The organism is Leucobacter komagatae (assembly GCF_000834055.1).
Lineage (GTDB): Bacteria > Actinomycetota > Actinomycetes > Actinomycetales > Microbacteriaceae > Leucobacter > Leucobacter komagatae_A.
The window spans coordinates 26,304-43,040 of the sequence record NZ_JXSQ01000005.1; the positions used below are offsets into that span (position 1 = coordinate 26,304).

Below are 16,737 nucleotides of genomic sequence, written 5' to 3' on the forward strand. Positions count from 1 at the left end.
GACCTGAGCACTCGCGCAGACTGCGATACTCCCCCGCCAGGAGATGCTCCTCGATGTGCCAGATTCATGCGGCCACCTCCGCGCCTCACCGTGTTGCCAGGAAACACGTACTGTCAGGAAACGCGTACTGCCGGGCGCTGGCGCCCAGCCGGTGCTACTCCGGCGCTACTCCGGGCGCGCGGTCGGCACCCGGGTGCCGCGCACCTGCTCAGCAACCTCCGTGGCGATCTGCGGGGCCGTGAGCCCAGCATCTTCGAGGAGCTGGTCACGCGTCGCGTGCTCGAGAAACTCGTACGGGGTTCCGAGCTCACTCACGCCCGTGTCTACGCCAGCATCGCGCATCTCCTGGCGAATCGTCGTGCCGACGCCGCCGACGCGCAGCCCGTCTTCGATGCTCACGACAAGGCGGTGCGTGCTTGCAAGGGTCACGACGGAGGAGGCGACGGGGATCACCCAGCGGGGGTCGATGACCGTCGACGTGATGCCCTGCTCAGCGAGGATCGCAGCGGCATCGAGCGCGGTTCGCGTCATCGGTCCCACCGCGACGAAGAGCACGTCTGCGGAGACAGCGAGCGGCCCGCCAGCTGGCTCTGCGGACTGCGTCGCCGCGTACAGCACGTCGACACCGTCGGCTGTGCGCCAGAGCTGCGGTAGCGGCTCCCCCACGGAGCCCTTCGGGTAGCGGATCGCGGTCGGGGCGTCGTCCACGAGCACGGCTTCGCCGAGCGTCTCCCTGAGCGTCGCCTCGTCACGGGGTGCGGCGATGCGAATGCCGGGAACAATCTGCAGCATCGCAAGGTCCCAGACGCCGTTGTGACTCGCACCGTCTGGGCCAGTGATGCCCGCGCGGTCGAGCACCATCGTGACTCCGGCACGGTGCAGTGCGACGTCCATAAGGAGTTGGTCGAACGCGCGATTCATGAACGTCGCGTAGATCGCCACGACCGGGTGTAGGCCGCCGTAGGCGAGCCCTGCGGCGGTTGTCACCGCGTGCTGCTCGGCGATCCCGACGTCGTAGACGCGCTGCGGGTAGGCCTGCGCGAACGCGTCGAGCCCCGTTGGGCGCAGCATTGCGCCGGTGATCCCGACGATCTTCTTGTTCTCGTGGGCGAGTGAGAGGATTTCCTCGCGGAACACCGACGTCCAGCTGCGCTCGGAGGAGCTACTCAGTGGCGCCCCACTGCCCGGGTCAATCTGCCCGATGGCGTGGAACTGGTCGGCCTCGTCGTTCACCGCGGGGGCGTACCCGCGTCCCTTCTCGGTGATCACGTGAACGAGCGCCGGCCGGCCGTAGCCCTTCGCCTGCTTGAGCGCGGTCTCGACCGCTGCAAGGTCGTGTCCATCGACTGGGCCGACGTACTTGATGTCGAGGTTCGCGTAGAGATCCTGGTTCCCAGACGCGCGGCTGACAAAGCCGCGGAGCGCGCCACGCGCCGCGCGGTAGACCGTGCGGCCGGCTGTGCCGAAGTTGTTGAACAGCCGCTCGCTGCCCTCCTGCAGGTCGCGGTAGCCGCCGGTGACCCGGACACCGTTGAGGAAGCGCGCCATGCCGCCGATCGTCGGCGCGTACGAGCGGCCGTTGTCGTTGACGACGATGATGAGGTTGCGGTCGTTGTCATCGGTGATGTTGTTGAGCGCTTCCCAGGTCATGCCGCCGGTGAGCGCGCCGTCGCCGACGACGGCGACGACGTGCCTGTCCTGCTTTCCCGTGCTGTTGAACGCGCGCGAGATGCCGTCCGCCCAGCTGAGTGAGCTCGAAGCGTGCGAGCTCTCGACAACGTCGTGCTCACTCTCGGAGCGCTGCGGATAGCCGGCCAGGCCGCCGCGCTTGCGCAGGTCGCTGAAGTCTTTTCTGCCGGTGAGCAACTTATGGACGTAGCTCTGGTGCCCGGTGTCCCAGACAATTGGATCCTTCGGCGACTCGAAGACGCGATGCAGCGCAATCGTCAGCTCGACGACCCCGAGGTTAGGGCCAAGATGCCCACCGGTTTTAGACACCTCTGAGATGAGAAACTCACGGACATCAGCCGCAAGCTCCACACACTCTTCGGGGCTCAGCGCGTCGAGATCGCGCGGCCCATTGATTCGCTCAAGCACTACCCCAGTCTACTGAAGAAAGCGAACGTCCCTCAGCTTCCCGAGTGTTCGCGGACTGAGGAGGTCTCTATCGGAACTCGCGCGTGGGCAAGAGTCCTCCGCGGTGAATCGCCGTTGGAAGACCTACAGCAGTTCTCACGGAAACTTCGCACGACCGATACGCGTCCACACCGCGCCACGATGAACACCTCGCCAAGACACCAACTTCGACAAAGAGCAACGTGTTGGAGCAACCGAATTCGATTCAGCGCTGACAGACCGAATTGTTACACCTTTGGCAGAGTCAGTTTATGTGACGTTTCAGTGAAGGACCGGGAATGACGGCTCAGGTACATGCGGGTTCTCTGTTCGGAACGCTCACTAAGAGCCCTTGGAGCACATCTACTTGCGGGGACGACTCCCCCGCTCTTGTGCGCAACGCTCGGAATCATCATCAGTGCCGAGCACCAAGGCAAAGTTCCCGGACGACGCACATTGCAGGTGGCAACGCGACCGGTTCCGCGAAGGAGCCTGAGGGCTGTGTGGTTCAAACCGGAATAAAGCCGCCACTAATCCAGGTTAAGTTAGTTAACATGGAATAGATTCCCGTTTATTCCGGCTTAGGAGGCAAACATGCAGGCTGACAACTCCGGCGTACGTTCAGAAGAATCTGCTGACTTTGACGTCCCCGTACCTATTCACGGAGAACGCGTCGTGCCTTGGAAGTCCAAGGGACGCGCAAAGACTCGTGAGGAACGAGGTCTGAGTTGGATCACTGTGAGCCTTCCTCCAATGATTGGGGATCTCAAAGTGCATTTACTACCCACTATTGCTGCTGAGTCAGAGCGCGCCGTTGCAGCGATTGCAAAACTCAACTCAACACATGGGAAGCATCTCGTGCCACTTGTTGGCCTCTTGCTTCGCACTGAATCCGTCGCGTCATCCAAAATCGAGGAGGTAGAAGCCAGTCTCAAAGATTTCGCGCTCGCGGCACACGGAACAAAGTCCAATGCCTCTGCCGTGTCTATGGTCGCGTCAGCGAAGGCTCTATCGAGCCTAATTACTTCGGTGGACGACGGCCAAGAGATCACCATCGACAACATCCTCACTGCACACCGGTTGCTAATGGACCATGATCCAGCGGAGTTCCACTACAAGGGAAGGCTGCGGACGGAGCAGAATTGGATCGAGGGCTCTGACAACACCCCGCTTGGCGCTACATTTGTCCCGCCACCACATGACACAGTTCCTGCCTACATCGATGACCTTCTCGTATTTGCAAATCGCGACGATGTACCTGTAATTGCCCAGGCGGCGATCGCTCATGCACAATTCGAATCCATTCACCCGTTCACTGACGGCAACGGGCGTATCGGCAGAGCGCTGATCAACACAGTACTTCGGCGTCGCGGCGTTACGTCCTCCGTAGTCGTCCCTCTTGCCTCCGCACTCGTCGCAAAGAAGGCCGAGTACTTCAGTTTGCTCGCCGCTTACCGCGAGGGGGATGCTGGCCCAATCGTGCGAGCGTTCTGCAAGGCCGCGGAGACGGCTTCGGAGGAGTCACAGAGAACGGCGGCCGAGCTTGCTCGACTCCCCGAAGATTGGGACCGAGCGTACGAGGACTACACCGGCAGGCGACCACGTGCTGGCAGCGCGGCACAGCGGATCCTCGCACAGCTTCCGGCCACACCGTTCTTTTCCGCTGAAGAGATGGAAGACACCATCAGGGCGTCGAGTTCAGCGGTACACGCGGCTCTAAAGAAGTTTGAGGAGGCAGGCATAATCCGCCCTCTGAACGGCAAGAAGCGAGATCGAGTTTGGGCAGCTACGGCGATTATTGATGCGCTCGAGGAACTTGGCGCAAGAGTGGCACGGGAAACCCGGGCGGATATTTTTTGGCCAACCCTTTCTTCACGCACAGCTGAACTTCTGTTTAAGATGCAGCGTGACCGCAAGATGAATCTGGTGAACGCTTGGGATTCCATCGTCAATCCTGAAGCATTCCCAAAGGCGATTCTCGCAATGCCGACAATCAAGCCGCCCTCCAGCTACCTGCCGACAATTCATATTCCGGAATTTGTTCGGTCCCAGTTGCCGACGTTCAATTTGCCTGAGAACATGCAAGAAGCCGTTAGTGCATATCTAAAGACCGATGTCTTCGAGCAGGTGTTTCGGGCGAATGCCGCCCAATCAGCGGCTTTAAGTCGATCGTTTGCACAACTCGCTGAATTCGCAGTTGCGTCGACAAGGAGCACTCGTGTACCTGATGCGGTTCTGAAAGCCCTGGAAACCTCAATGGACCACGACGATAATCCAGGCCTAGAAGACGGACCTGACGAGTAGACACATGATGCTCAAGATGAAGATGTCGGCGCTATCGTCGGGCTGAATCACAAAGCGCGAAGCTGGCGCCTCTAAGGACAGGCCACTCGGACACTCTGTCCGAGCCAGCTAGTCAGAGGCGTGCACCGAGACTTGTTCCAGTGTGCACCCGTAAGCTCACCAGTAGTGAACTTCTGCACTGGGAAACGAAAACCACTCACACGACTGCGCAATGGGGTCGGAATATCAATTCCAGGCAAAGCGAAATCGCCCCACCCGGCATTGCCGAGTGGAGCGATCTCGCTTGATTAAAAGCAGGTTGGTCCCCCAACCTGTTCATGAGTGGGTGGTTACACCAAGCTGCGGAGCACGTACTGGAGGATGCCGCCGTTGCGGTAGTAATCCGCCTCGCCCGGGGTGTCAATGCGAACGACCGCGTCGAACTCGACAACCGAGCCGTCTGCCTTCGTAGCCTTGACACTCACGGTCTTCGGAGTGACGCCCTCGTTGAGCTGCGTCACGCCAGAGATGCTGAACGTCTCGGTGCCGTCGAGGCCCAGCGAGTCAGCGTTCTTACCGACCGGGAACTGCAGCGGGAGCACGCCCATGCCGATGAGGTTCGAGCGGTGGATACGCTCGAAGCTCTCGGTGATGACGGCCTTTACGCCGAGCAGGCTCGTGCCCTTTGCAGCCCAGTCGCGTGACGAACCCGAGCCGTACTCCTTGCCGCCGAGAACGACAAGCGGGGTGCCGGCAGCCTGGTAGTTCTGCGCCGCGTCGTAGATGTACGACTGCGGGCCGCCCTCCTGGGTGAAGTCACGCGTGAAGCCACCCTCGACGTTGTCGAGGAGCTGGTTGCGCAGGCGGATGTTCGCGAACGTGCCGCGGATCATGACCTCGTGGTTGCCGCGGCGCGAGCCGTAGGTGTTGAAGTCACGAACAGCGATGCCGTTCTCCACGAGGTACTGACCGGCCGGGGTCTCAGCGCGGAAGCTGCCTGCCGGGCTGATGTGGTCGGTCGTAACGGAGTCGCCGAGCTTGGCGAGCACGCGTGCTCCCGTGATGTCTTCAACGGGCGCTGGGGTGAGCTCCATGCCGTCGAAGTAGGGGGCCTTGCGCACGTAGGTCGACTTCTCGTCCCAGGCGAAGGTGTTGCCCTCGGGGGTCGGGAGCGAGGTCCAGTGCTCGTCGCCGTCGAATACCGTCGCGTACTTCTCACGGAACATGTCCGAGTCGATCGACGCGTCGGCGATCTTCTGCACCTCGATCGGGTCAGGCCAGATGTCGCGAAGGAACACGTCGTTGCCCTCGGAATCCTCGCCGAGCGACTCGGTGTCGAAGTCGAAGTCCATCGTGCCGGCAAGCGAGTACGCAACGACGAGCGGGGGGCTCGCGAGGTAGTTCATCTTGATGTCCGGGTTGATGCGACCCTCGAAGTTACGGTTACCCGAGAGCACTGCGGTAACCGCGAGATCGTGCTCGTTGACCGCCTGCGAGATCTCATCGTTCAGCGGGCCCGAGTTACCGATGCAGGTCATGCAGCCGTAGCCGACAAGGTAGAAGCCGAGAGCTTCGAGGTCGGTGTTGAGTCCCGACTTCTCGTAGTAGTCGGTAACAACCTTCGAGCCTGGCGCAAGCGTGGTCTTGACCCACGGCTTCGCCTTCAGACCCTTCGCGACAGCGTTGCGGGCAAGCACGCCAGCGGCGAGCATGACCGAGGGGTTCGACGTGTTCGTGCACGAGGTGATCGACGCGAGCGTGACCGCACCGTGGTCGATTTCGAACTCGCGGCCCTTGTCGTCCTTCACCTTTGCCGGGTTGGACGCCTCGGTGTAGTTCTTGAGGTCGGTCTCGAACTGGGTCTTCGCTGCGGTGAGCTCGATGCGATCCTGCGGGCGCTTCGGCCCGGCGATCGACGAGACAACCGTGCTCAGGTCGAGCTCGAGGTACTCCGAGAACTCGGGCTCAACGCTCGGATCGTGCCACATGCCCTGCGCCTGCGTGTACGCCTTGACGAGCGCAACCTGCTCGTCGGTGCGGCCGGTGAGACGCATGTAGTCGAGGGTGACCTCGTCGACGGGGAACATTGCAGCGGTCGAACCGAACTCTGGGCTCATGTTGCCGATGGTCGCGCGGTTCGCGAGCGGCACGGAGCCAACACCCTCGCCGTAGAACTCGACGAACTTGCCAACAACACCGTGCTGGCGGAGCAGCTGGGTGATGGTGAGCACGACGTCGGTTGCGGTAACGCCTGCAGGGATGCGGCCGGAAAGCTTGAAGCCGACGACGCGCGGGATGAGCATCGAGATGGGCTGGCCAAGCATCGCAGCTTCTGCCTCAATACCGCCGACGCCCCAGCCGAGCACGCCAAGGCCGTTCTGCATGGTCGTGTGCGAGTCAGTTCCGACCGATGTGTCGGGGTACGCCTGGGTAACGCCGTCAACCTCGCGCGTGAAGGTGACGCGAGCGAGGTGCTCGATGTTCACCTGGTGCACGATGCCGGTCCCCGGCGGGACGACCTTGAAGTCGTCGAACGCGCCCTGGCCCCAGCGGAGGAACTGGTACCGCTCGCCGTTGCGCTCGTATTCCATGGCGACGTTCTTCGCGAACGCCTCCTTGTTGCCGAACGAGTCCGAGATGACCGAGTGGTCGATCACGAGTTCTGCCGGTGCGAGCGGGTTAATCTTGTCTGGGTTGCCACCGAGGTCGGTGACTGCCTCGCGCATCGTGGCGAGGTCGACGACACACGGCACGCCGGTGAAGTCCTGCATGATGACGCGTGCGGGGCTGAACTGGATCTCCGTGTCGGGCTCTGCCGACGGATCCCAGTTGCCGATGGCCTCGATGTGCTGCTTGGTGACGTTTGCGCCATCTTCAGTTCGCAGCAGGTTTTCGAGCAGCACCTTCAGGCTGTACGGCAGTCGCGCGCTTCCGGCGACTTCGCCAATCTTGAAGATTTCGTAGTTCTTGTCTCCGACTGCAAGCGTGTCGCGTGCGCCGAAGCTATTGATCGATGCCATGAGGGCCCTCCAAAGTCTCTCGATGTCAAGATAAATCCTACACCCTCGAGAGGCTCGGCGCTCTCAGCCTTACGGGGTGTTCTCCCCCGAGATTACGCCCTTTTTGCCCGACGAATCATCTGATGAAGCTCGGAGACGCCGGACGGCGAACCAGGTAACGATGAGTACAAGCGCGTAGAGCGGCACGCCCATCACAATTCTGGCAACACCGAGGGCCTCAACACGCTCCGCAAGATACATCGGAACCTGCACCGCGAGGCGGAGCACGAACAGCCCAAGCCACATCACGGTAAGCCAAAAGGCCGTCATGCGAACTTTTGGTTTCTTCCGCCAGCCGCGCATGTCGCCGTCGAGCATCCCGATGAGCAGTCCGATTGCCGGCCACCCAACGAGAATGGACGCGAGCAGCCCGACGCCCCAGGCGACGTTCACGACGAAGCCCGAAAGGAAGTAGTCGACCCCCCGGCCGGTGATGAGAGTGATCACTACCGCGATACCAACGCCGAGCATTCCCGAAATGGCCGAGACGATTGTCTCTCGCTGCACGAGACGAGCTACAACGAGCAGAACCGCGAGCCCGCCAGGCACGAGCGCCGAAAGTCGTGCGTCCTGCGTGAACACGAAGAGGACCACGAATAAGAGGCCGGGAACAACCGCTTCGAGCACGCCGCGGACTCCCCCAACGGCCTGGAAAATTCCGGCTGCCGTTAGGTCTTCACCCTCACGGCTCGCGCGAACGACGCTCGCCATCCCGCCGTTGAGCGCGGCAAGGCGAGGATCAGGGGCCGCCGCCTGGCCGTGCTGATCCGCAGCGTCGCTCTGTTCGGGATCCACTCCGGAGTCCTCGGAGTGCGAATCACTCACGCCTCGGCCGCTCCGGCGTCCTGGGCTCCTGGCTGAACGCCAGCTGGCACCTTCAGTGGGAGCAAGTCGCCTGGAGGCATCGGCAGATCGCCGCGCACGACGACGATCTCACGGAAGAGATCCACGAGCTGCGCATGCGCGCTCTTATCGACAGCGGCCTTGCCCATGAGGATGCCGCGAAGGATCCAGCGGGGACCATCAACGCCGATGAAGCGGGCGGCCCGAGTGCCACCTCCCTGATCAGCTGGCACGGGAGTCGCGGTCACGATTTCCGCCCCCAGTGGGCCGTCCTCTTCAGCAACCTTCGCACCCTGGGATTCGAGCTGGGTCGTGAGATCCCGCCGGATCTGGTGCCACATTCCGCTCGACTTCGGCGCGGAAAAGGCCTGCACCTGCAGCAGGGACTCCGCATACTCGAGCGAGACCGCAACGACGCGCTTCGCGCGCTCGTCAACCTCGAGTCGCATCTGCAGCCCCTCCCTTGGGGCGATCTTGATGCCACCGAGGTCGACATACGGGCGCATGGTCGGCACCTCGGCAAAGTCAAACGGCCCCGCCGTGTCTCGGTCAGCAGGGGCTGACTTCGACGTGTCTACCGCTTCCTGCGATTCGTCGGCTTCGGGTTCAGCAGCGTCATTCAGCTCTTGATCGGTCATTTTTGTCTCCTCAGATTCCTGCGGCGGCGGCTCAAACGGCGCCACTCACTCCGGTTGAACCAAATCCATTCGCACCCCGCACAGTGTCCTGCGGGAGTTGCTCAACCGGCACAAACACTGCACGTGTCACCGGCATGATGATGAGCTGCGCGATCCGATCGCCAACCGCCACTTCGAACGGCGCATCCAGATCGGTGTTCAGCAGCGTGATCTTGATCTCGCCCCGATACCCGGCATCGACCGTCCCGGGGGAATTCACCACGGTGATTCCGTGCTTGGCCGCGAGGCCGCTGCGCGGCACAACGAATGCGGCGTAGCCCTCCGGCAGCGCGATTGACACCCCGGTGCCGATGAGGGCCCTGTGGCCCGGCGCGATCGTTGCGGACTCGGCAGCGCGAAGGTCTGCTCCAGCATCGTCGTCATGGGCGTACTGCGGGGGCTGGTCCGCGGTCATGGGTACACGTACTACATCAGTCACCTGCACAGGCTATCGGATGAGTCAAGGAACGCGCTCGGTGAGCTCGCATCCCCGCCCGCGCCGCGCGGCAGGACACACTCAGCATCCCACCGGAATCCGGGAGATAATGGGGGCATGACCGCACAGACCACGGCGATCCGCTACCGCGAACGCCTTCTGCCTGGGATCGGATTCTTCTCCGCCTGGCTACTCATCGTCCCAGCAACGGCACTCGTCATGATGCCCATCCAGGAGCGACTGGCGATTCCCGTCGCAATCGGCATGTATGTGCTTGTTTCGCTCATCTTCATCGCGCTCAGCCCCGTCATTGAGGTGCGCGATGGTTCGTTCAGGGCCGGGCGCGCCACCATCCCCGTCGGCCTCGTCGGGGAGGTAGAACCGCTCGGATCGGACGCGCTCCGGGACGCAATCGGGCCCGGAGCTGACGCCCGAAACTATCTGGTCGTGCGTGGTTGGGTACACCGGGGACTGAAAATCGAGATCACCGATGCCCAGGACCCAACGCCACACTGGATCGTCACGAGCCGCAAGCCCGTCGCACTTGCAGAAGCGCTCAAGGCTGCGGCCTAACGTGAGTTACGCGTCGCACTCCACACAGATCGGACCGAGGTCCGTCTCGCGGGAACGCTGCGAACGATGACGCACGAGGAAGCAGCTCACGCAGGTGAACTCATCCGCCTGCTGCGGAAGCACAACGACGTCGAGCTCAACATCGGAGAGGTCTGAACCGCCGAGGTCGAAGCTCGGGTTGTCGGCGTCTTCTGAGTCGAGCGATGAGGTCCCCTTCGAAGGGCCACGCTCTTTGAGCGCCTCAATCGACTCAGCTGTTTCGTCATCGTTCTTACGAGGGGCGTCGTAATCGGTTGCCATGTTTCTCCTGCTTTTCGTCGCGGCTGGCTTTGGGAGCGGCCATAGTCTGCCGGATAGATCGTTCGAACGCAAACCAAAATTGCTGCAAGCGAACTCAGGGTGAGCCCATCCGCCCACTCGCCCGAGTCAATACCGACTCTCTGCGGCAAGCTATGACACGCTTGAGCGAACATCGAAGGGATCTGCAATGGATGAACTGCGCGTACTACGGCGCGAGGAGGGTTCCCTCATCCTCGCGAACGAGCTCGGCGAAGAGTATCGCTTGGCGATCGACGAGGAGGTCGCCCAGGAGGTTCGACTGGCGACACGCCGTGCTGCGGCTACTGCACGCGTACGGCCGCGCGAGATCCAGGCGCTGCTCCGTGCCGGCAAGACCCGCTCGGAAGTCGCGGCAGAGACCGGCCTCGACGAGGCAGACGTGGAGCGATTCGAGGAGCCGGTCCGCGCCGAACAGCGGTACATGCTCGACCTCGCACACGCCGTCACCGTTCGCACCGACCCCGCAGCTTCAGCAGATACGCCCTCGGCGAACGACGGCGAGCAGCGCTTTGGTCAGGTGATCTCGGAGCGCCTCATCGGGCTGGGGAACACGATCAACCTCTGGCGCTCATGGCGCGATGAAGACGCAGGGTGGTTGATCGGGCTCGAATTCGACTCGCGCGACGGCGATCACGACGCGGTGTGGAGCTTCGACCACAAGAAGCGCGTGCTCAGCCCGCTCACGCCTGACGCGACCAACCTGTCAAAGATTGGCGACCTTGGCGACAGGCTCATTCCCAAGCTGCGCGCTGTCGACAACGAGCAGAATGAGCGACGCGAGCCTGAAACCTTTGATCCAGATGCTCTGCTCGCCCCGACCGCAGAGGTCCAACCGATCACGCCTGACACCGACCAGGCGGCTGCTGCCAGCGAAGACGCTCCGCTCAGCCCAGACGCAGAATATGAGCGGCGCAGGGAAATCGACACCCTCGCGATCAACACGCCGGATGACCGTGACGGCGACCTGAGTCAAACGGCAGATCTGCTCGACGCGCTCAGGCGACGGCGCGGGGAGCGCTCGCTCGAAGCGGAGCTGCCCATTGAAGACCTGCCGCGCGCGGACCGCGCAGAGGAGCTCGCTGATGGCGGCAACGACGCGAATGATCAGGGAGCGACCGACGCGGGGGCTGACGAGGCACCAACGAACGGCTCCCCCGCCGGCGGCGAGCCGCAGGCCGGCGCAGAATCGGGAATCAGCGGGCTCGTCGATCCGGGGCCGAGCACCCGCCCCGTCCGGCGATCAGGCGCAGCCGCGAACATTTGGGGAACCTCCGGCGTGTCTGGCACCCCAGACACGCCGGCCGTTCCGCGCAAGGCCCCAGGTTCGACCCCCAACGCTCCGCGCAGCGACGAGCGTTCCGGCGGGCAGGGGCAGCAGAATGAGCCGTCGCGCCTGCGGGCCGTGCTCGGTGACATCTCCGGGCCTCCTGGGGTTCGCGCCTCCCGATCCGACTCCTCTCCGGCTACACCGGCGCAGACCAGCTCCTCGCGAGCGAGCGAGCCCGCAAGCGACAGCGCCGACGCCCAAGCGAAGCCCTCTGGGAAGCGTTCCGAAGCGAAACGCGACAGCAAGCGCGGTCGTTCTTCGATCCCGAGCTGGGACGACATCCTGTTCGGAACTCGCAGCGACGACGACCCCGCGTAGTCCGGCGCTACCCGGCGCGCTCCCCGGCGGGGTCGCAGCTGCACGCCACTTCGTCGCTGCGGCGCGCACCTGCTCCTGCTAGGAGCGCGCTGCTGCGACGAGTTCGATGGCTCTGGCAAACCCCGAGCCAGCGAGCGCACCGCCGAGAATAAGTGGGATCCCTCGTTCCTCGTCCGTCCACGAGCCGTGCTGCCCGATGAGATCAAACGCCTGGGGGTCATCAGACGTCGCGTAATAGGCGCACTGGCCGCGCGCGGCGAGCAGCACATCGCCGACCCGGGCCCGGACCCCCTCGCCCTCTGTTAGGCCAAACACGCCGGCCGCGAACGCATCGTCCCGAGTTGCGACCCACGCTCGCTTCCCCTCGCGCTGCTCGAGCTCGGCGGCAAACGCCGCGGGATCCGCACCCTCCTTCAGATAGAAGCTGCGGAATCGAGGCTCACCCCCGAATGCAGCTACATCGGCGAACTCAGGTGATTCAAGGTCGAATACGATCTGCTGGTGGGCCTGCACGTCTACCATGCCATGGTCTGCTGTCACGATGAGACCGGTGTCACTCGGCAGGCCAGTGAGGAAGTCGGCAACGGCCTGATCGAGCTGCTCAAGCCGCCTCAGCCATGCCTCGCTCTGCCAACCGTGCTGGTGCCCGGCCCGATCGAGCTCGTCAACATACACATAGGCGAGGGTCGGTTCGCCTGAGGAGATGTCCTGCTTAGCCGCCGCGAACCTGTCGGCAATGCGATCACCACCGACGTAGTCGGCTCCCCGGAGAATCGCCCCGGTAAGCCCGCTCGTAGCGTGCGCCGGCCTCCCATAGCAGCGGGCGCGGATGCCGAGTGCCGCTGCGCTACCAAAGAGCGGTTCCGCGCGCTGCCACGCCGTTGGCTCTGCGATGCCCTCCCAGTCGCGCAGCGGCGAGATGAGGCCGAGCGACGGGTGCATGATGCGGTAGCCGATGAGTCCGTGTTCGGCTGGCAAGCGCCCCGTCGTGAGTGTCGTGAGCGCGGCTGCGGTCGTGGACGGGCTCACTGTCGTGATCCGCCGGTTCGGCAACGCAGCCAGCGTTGGCGCGTGTGCGCTACTCGACTTGAGGTTCGCGCTCCCCAACCCGTCGACGGCGAGAATCACGAGCGAGCGTAGCGGCGGGGTGTGTTGAAGCACGGTGGCGCAGAGCGATTGCGCTGCCTCGGAATCTCCAAGGCCGGCAGCTTCGGCAAGCACGGCAGCGGCCGGTCGTTCGTTTCCGAGGGCGAGAGCTGCAAGCCCAGTCGGGAAAATCGCGGCAAGCCTCCCGCCGTTGTCGGTGGCAGTCGGTAGCATGAATCCATTATGGCCGACGTAACCGACATGGATACTTCCGGAGCAGCCCACGAGGCGGCCGGCGAACGCATCGAAGACATCGACATCTCCAACGAGATGGAGGGGTCCTTCCTCGAGTATGCGTATTCGGTGATCTATTCACGCGCTCTTCCCGATGCCCGCGACGGCCTGAAGCCGGTACAGCGCCGCATCCTGTACATGATGACGGACATGGGCCTGCGCCCCGACAAGGGGCACGTGAAGTCCGCCCGCGTTGTTGGCGAGGTCATGGGGAAGCTCCACCCCCACGGTGACTCGTCGATCTACGACGCCCTGGTGAGGCTCTCGCAGGAGTTTGCGATGCGCCTGCCACTCGTCGATGGCCACGGCAACTTTGGCTCGCTCGACGACGGTCCCGCGGCGTCTCGATACACCGAAGCTCGCCTGGCTGGCGCAGCGCTCGCGATGACCGAGTCGCTCGATGAGGATGTTGTCGACTTCATCCCGAACTACGACAACCAGTTGCTACAGCCAGAGGTGCTGCCCTCAGCCGTGCCGAACCTGCTCGTGAACGGCGCGAGCGGCATCGCCGTCGGCATGGCGACGAACCTGGCACCCCACAACCTCATTGAGGTCGTTGAGGGGGCGAAGCATCTCCTATTCAACCCTGGGGCCACAGTCGAAGAACTGATGGAGTTCATCCCGGGGCCCGACCTTCCCGGCGGCGGCACCATTGTTGGGCTCGACGGCGTCCGAGACGCATACCGGACGGGCCGTGGTGCTTTTCGGACCCGGGCGAGGGTATCGGTAGAGCAGCTCGGCCCACGCCGCACGGGCATTGTCGTGACGGAGCTGCCATACCTGGTCGGCCCCGAGCGGGTCATCGAGAAGATCAAGCAGGGCGTCGAAGCCAAGAAGATCACCGGCATCACCGACGTTGTCGATCTCACTGACCGCAAGAACGGGCTCAAGCTCGTCATCACGCTCAAGACCGGTTTCTCACCGGAGGCCGTGCTTGAGCTTCTCTACCGCTACACGCCGCTCGAGGATTCCTTCAGCATCAACTCTGTCGCGCTGGTCAAGGGTCAGCCTCAGACCCTGAGCTTGCGTGAAATGCTCGGCGTATTCCTCGAACACCGTGTGTCCGTGGTCACCCGCCGGAGCGAGTTCCGCCTCCGCAAGCGCCGCGAGCGCCTGCACCTGGTTGAGGGGCTGCTCATCGCGATCCTCGACATCGACGAGGTCATTCAGGTCGTCCGCACAAGCGACGACGCAGACGAGGCTCGCACGCGACTGCAGCAGGTCTTCGACCTCTCCGAGCAGCAAGCCGAGTACATTCTTGAGCTCCGCCTGCGCAGACTCACCCGCTTCTCACGCGTCGAACTTGAGGCAGAGCGTGACGAACTCCAGGCGGAGATCGCTGCGCTGCTTGAGATCCTCGGGAGCAAGGAGAAACTCCGCGGGGTTGTCGCGAGCGAGCTAGACGCGGCCTCCGCGGCATACGGTACGCCTCGCCGCACGCTACTCACCGGCGCGGTCGCCCGCCCCGCGCGCGCTGCCGTTTCGGCCGACGCGTTGCAGGTTGCTGACAGCCCCTGCACAATCATGCTCTCGGCAACCGGCCGTGCGCTCCGCGTCGACCGCGACCCGGAGGCTGCCGAGGCGACTCGCGCAGCGCCGCGGGCAACGAAGCACGGAGCGGTACTCGCACGCATCGCGACCACCGTGCGCGGCGAGCTCGGCGCGATCCTCTCCGACGGCACCCTGCACCGCTTCACCCCGGTGGATCTGCCGCTCGTCCCCGCTGCCTCCATTGCGTTCTCGGCGGGTGTGAAGCTCACCGAATACATTGGGCTCACTGACAAGAAGCTCAAGATCGTGGGCATCGTGCCGCTCGACTCCGAGGAGCCGGTCGGCCTGTTCACCGCTCAGGGCATTGTCAAGCGGGTCGTGCTCACCGATCTGCCTGCGCGCCAAGACTTCGAGGTGATTACGCTCAAGCCTGGCGACCGGCTCGTTGCCGCGTTCCCCGCGACTGACGGATCCGAGTTTGCCGCGGTCACCAGTGACGCCCAGCTGCTGCGCTTTGAGTCGGCGCTCGTTCGCCCGCAGGGGCGCCCTGCCGGCGGTATGGCAGGAATGAAGCTCGGTTCGGGCGCCTCGGTGATCTTCGCAACAGCCGTCCCCGCCGACGCGGAGGCACGGGTCGCAACGGTCGCCGAGGGCACAGACGAGAACGCACTGCTCAGCACAAGCGTCACCTCAGCGAAGGTGTCGGATTGGGCCGAGTTCCCGGCGAAGGGCCGCGCGACTGGCGGGGTGCGCGCACAGCGCTTCCTCAAGGGTGAGGACGCGCTCGTCGCGGCCTGGGTTGGCGAGGGTGAACCTCGTGCGCTCGCGGCCGACGGTGCGGCGCGCAAGCTCCCGGAGACGCTCGGCAAGCGCGACGGGTCGGGCACGCTGCTCGACGCGGCGATCGCTCACATCGGCCAAGCTCCTTAGCTAGCCGACGCGCGGCGCGCTAGCCTCCGAGGGCTCGGATCACCTGCGCCGCGAGCGGGGAGCCGGCTGCCTCGGCGATCTCAAGCGCCGAGACGCCGTCGGAATCGACGGTTCCGGGCTCGGCCCCGGCACGCAGCGCAAGCGCGACGGCATCCGCGTCGCCAGCTGCGGCGGCCGCAAGCAAGGCTGGGCCTGGCTCGGCGGGCAACGGCGTGCCGGTGAGGGTCTGCAGGATGCCGTACTGGCCAGAAAAGCCGCGCTGGTCGGCCATCTGCAGTGGCGTCAGCCCCTCGCTCACCGACAGGGTGTCGAACGCCGCGCCCCCGGCAACAAGCACCCTGAGCGTCGCGTGATAGCTCGGGTCATCGCGACCGAGCCACACGGCTTCATGGATGGCCTGGTATCCGAGGTTGTTCACGTGGTCGACGGGGACGCCCGCGCGGATGAGTTCGCCCGAAATGTCCCAGTGTCCCCGCTCCGCCGCGCGAATGAGGCCAGTGCCATCCCAGCTGTCGAGGGCCTCGGGGTTCGCGCCGTGCTCGAGCGTGAGCCGGAGGAGTTCAAGTCTCCCCTCGCTCGTTGCAATGAGGTAGGGCGATTGCACCGTGTCGTCCACGGCGTTCACGTCGGCGCCCCATTCGATGAGCTGCTTGGCCGCGGAGACGTCGTTCGCCCAGGCAGCGTCCCGCAGCCGCCGGTCGAGCTCGGCCTGCTCGAGCTTCGGAGCTGCTGGCTCCGATGGCGTCTCGGCTGCGTCTTCGGTAGGCGCGGGCGTCGGCACGGCTTCGCTGGTTGTTGGCGGCTGGCGAACCGTATCGCCTGGTTCTGGCGCGCATGCTGCGAGGCCAAAGCCCATCCCGGCAACCACGACGACGCCGGCAGCGGCACGCACCCAGTTCTTCATGTGTGAGTAGCTCCCGGGTTCAGTGTGGTGCCGAACGGGCGTGCGGCAAAGCAACACGCTAT

At 64.0% G+C, this 16,737-nt stretch carries 12 protein-coding genes; 4 read left to right on the forward strand and 8 right to left on the reverse strand.

Annotation, left to right across the window (positions count from 1 at the left end):
- Positions 1-165 precede the first annotated feature (165 nt).
- Positions 166-2,097 carry a 1-deoxy-D-xylulose-5-phosphate synthase gene (gene dxs, locus SD72_RS05420; protein ID WP_042543433.1) on the reverse strand — a complete coding sequence of 644 codons (1,932 nt, stop codon included), beginning with the start codon at positions 2,095-2,097 and terminating at the stop codon, positions 166-168.
- A gap of 612 nt (positions 2,098-2,709) precedes the next feature.
- Between dxs and SD72_RS05425 the strand changes: the two genes are divergently transcribed.
- Positions 2,710-4,419: a Fic family protein gene (locus tag SD72_RS05425; protein ID WP_198141877.1), complete on the forward strand. Its 1,710-nt coding sequence runs from the start codon at positions 2,710-2,712 to the stop codon at positions 4,417-4,419.
- A gap of 329 nt (positions 4,420-4,748) precedes the next feature.
- On the opposite strand, the gene acnA is transcribed toward SD72_RS05425, so the two are convergent.
- The 4 genes from acnA to dut all read right to left on the reverse strand — a co-directional run bounded on the left by acnA (position 4,749) and on the right by dut (position 9,416).
- On the reverse strand, positions 4,749-7,418 hold the full coding sequence (acnA, locus tag SD72_RS05430; protein ID WP_042543434.1) for an aconitate hydratase AcnA: 2,670 nt from the start codon (positions 7,416-7,418) through the stop codon (positions 4,749-4,751).
- A gap of 69 nt (positions 7,419-7,487) precedes the next feature.
- A complete protein-coding gene (locus SD72_RS05435; protein ID WP_052492491.1) occupies positions 7,488-8,282 on the reverse strand; it encodes a DUF3159 domain-containing protein in 795 nt (264 codons plus the stop codon).
- Positions 8,279-8,938: a DUF3710 domain-containing protein gene (locus SD72_RS05440; RefSeq protein ID WP_052492492.1), complete on the reverse strand. Its 660-nt coding sequence runs from the start codon at positions 8,936-8,938 to the stop codon at positions 8,279-8,281. The genes SD72_RS05435 and SD72_RS05440 overlap by 4 nt, the downstream gene beginning before the upstream one ends.
- Before the next feature lie 31 nt (positions 8,939-8,969).
- On the reverse strand, positions 8,970-9,416 hold the full coding sequence (gene dut / locus SD72_RS05445) for a dUTP diphosphatase (RefSeq protein ID WP_198141878.1): 447 nt from the start codon (positions 9,414-9,416) through the stop codon (positions 8,970-8,972).
- 114 nt (positions 9,417-9,530) lie between these two features.
- Here dut and SD72_RS05450 point away from each other — a divergent pair, with 114 nt between their 5' ends.
- Positions 9,531-9,986, forward strand: a complete 456-nt coding sequence (locus tag SD72_RS05450) for a DUF3093 domain-containing protein (protein WP_042543436.1) — start codon at positions 9,531-9,533, stop codon at positions 9,984-9,986.
- A gap of 6 nt (positions 9,987-9,992) precedes the next feature.
- Here the strand turns inward: SD72_RS05450 and SD72_RS05455 are convergent, their stop codons facing one another.
- On the reverse strand, positions 9,993-10,286 hold the full coding sequence (locus tag SD72_RS05455) for a DUF4193 domain-containing protein (RefSeq protein ID WP_042543437.1): 294 nt from the start codon (positions 10,284-10,286) through the stop codon (positions 9,993-9,995).
- 187 nt (positions 10,287-10,473) lie between these two features.
- On the opposite strand from SD72_RS05455, the gene sepH reads away from it, so the two are divergent.
- Complete coding sequence (gene sepH / locus SD72_RS05460) at positions 10,474-11,970, forward strand: septation protein SepH (RefSeq protein WP_042543438.1); 1,497 nt, start codon at positions 10,474-10,476, stop codon at positions 11,968-11,970.
- Positions 11,971-12,048: 78 nt separating this feature from the next.
- Here sepH and SD72_RS05465 read toward each other — a convergent pair whose 3' ends face one another.
- Positions 12,049-13,290 carry an alkaline phosphatase family protein gene (locus tag SD72_RS05465; RefSeq protein WP_042543439.1) on the reverse strand — a complete coding sequence of 414 codons (1,242 nt, stop codon included), beginning with the start codon at positions 13,288-13,290 and terminating at the stop codon, positions 12,049-12,051.
- Between the two features lie 9 nt (positions 13,291-13,299).
- Between SD72_RS05465 and SD72_RS05470 the strand changes: the two genes are divergently transcribed.
- Positions 13,300-15,771 carry a DNA gyrase/topoisomerase IV subunit A gene (locus SD72_RS05470; protein ID WP_232299653.1) on the forward strand — a complete coding sequence of 824 codons (2,472 nt, stop codon included), beginning with the start codon at positions 13,300-13,302 and terminating at the stop codon, positions 15,769-15,771.
- 19 nt (positions 15,772-15,790) lie between these two features.
- On the opposite strand, the gene SD72_RS05475 is transcribed toward SD72_RS05470, so the two are convergent.
- The gene (locus SD72_RS05475; protein WP_052492493.1) at positions 15,791-16,675 is read right to left on the reverse strand and encodes an ankyrin repeat domain-containing protein; all 885 of its coding nucleotides are present in this window, start codon (positions 16,673-16,675) and stop codon (positions 15,791-15,793) included.
- Positions 16,676-16,737 lie beyond the last annotated feature (62 nt).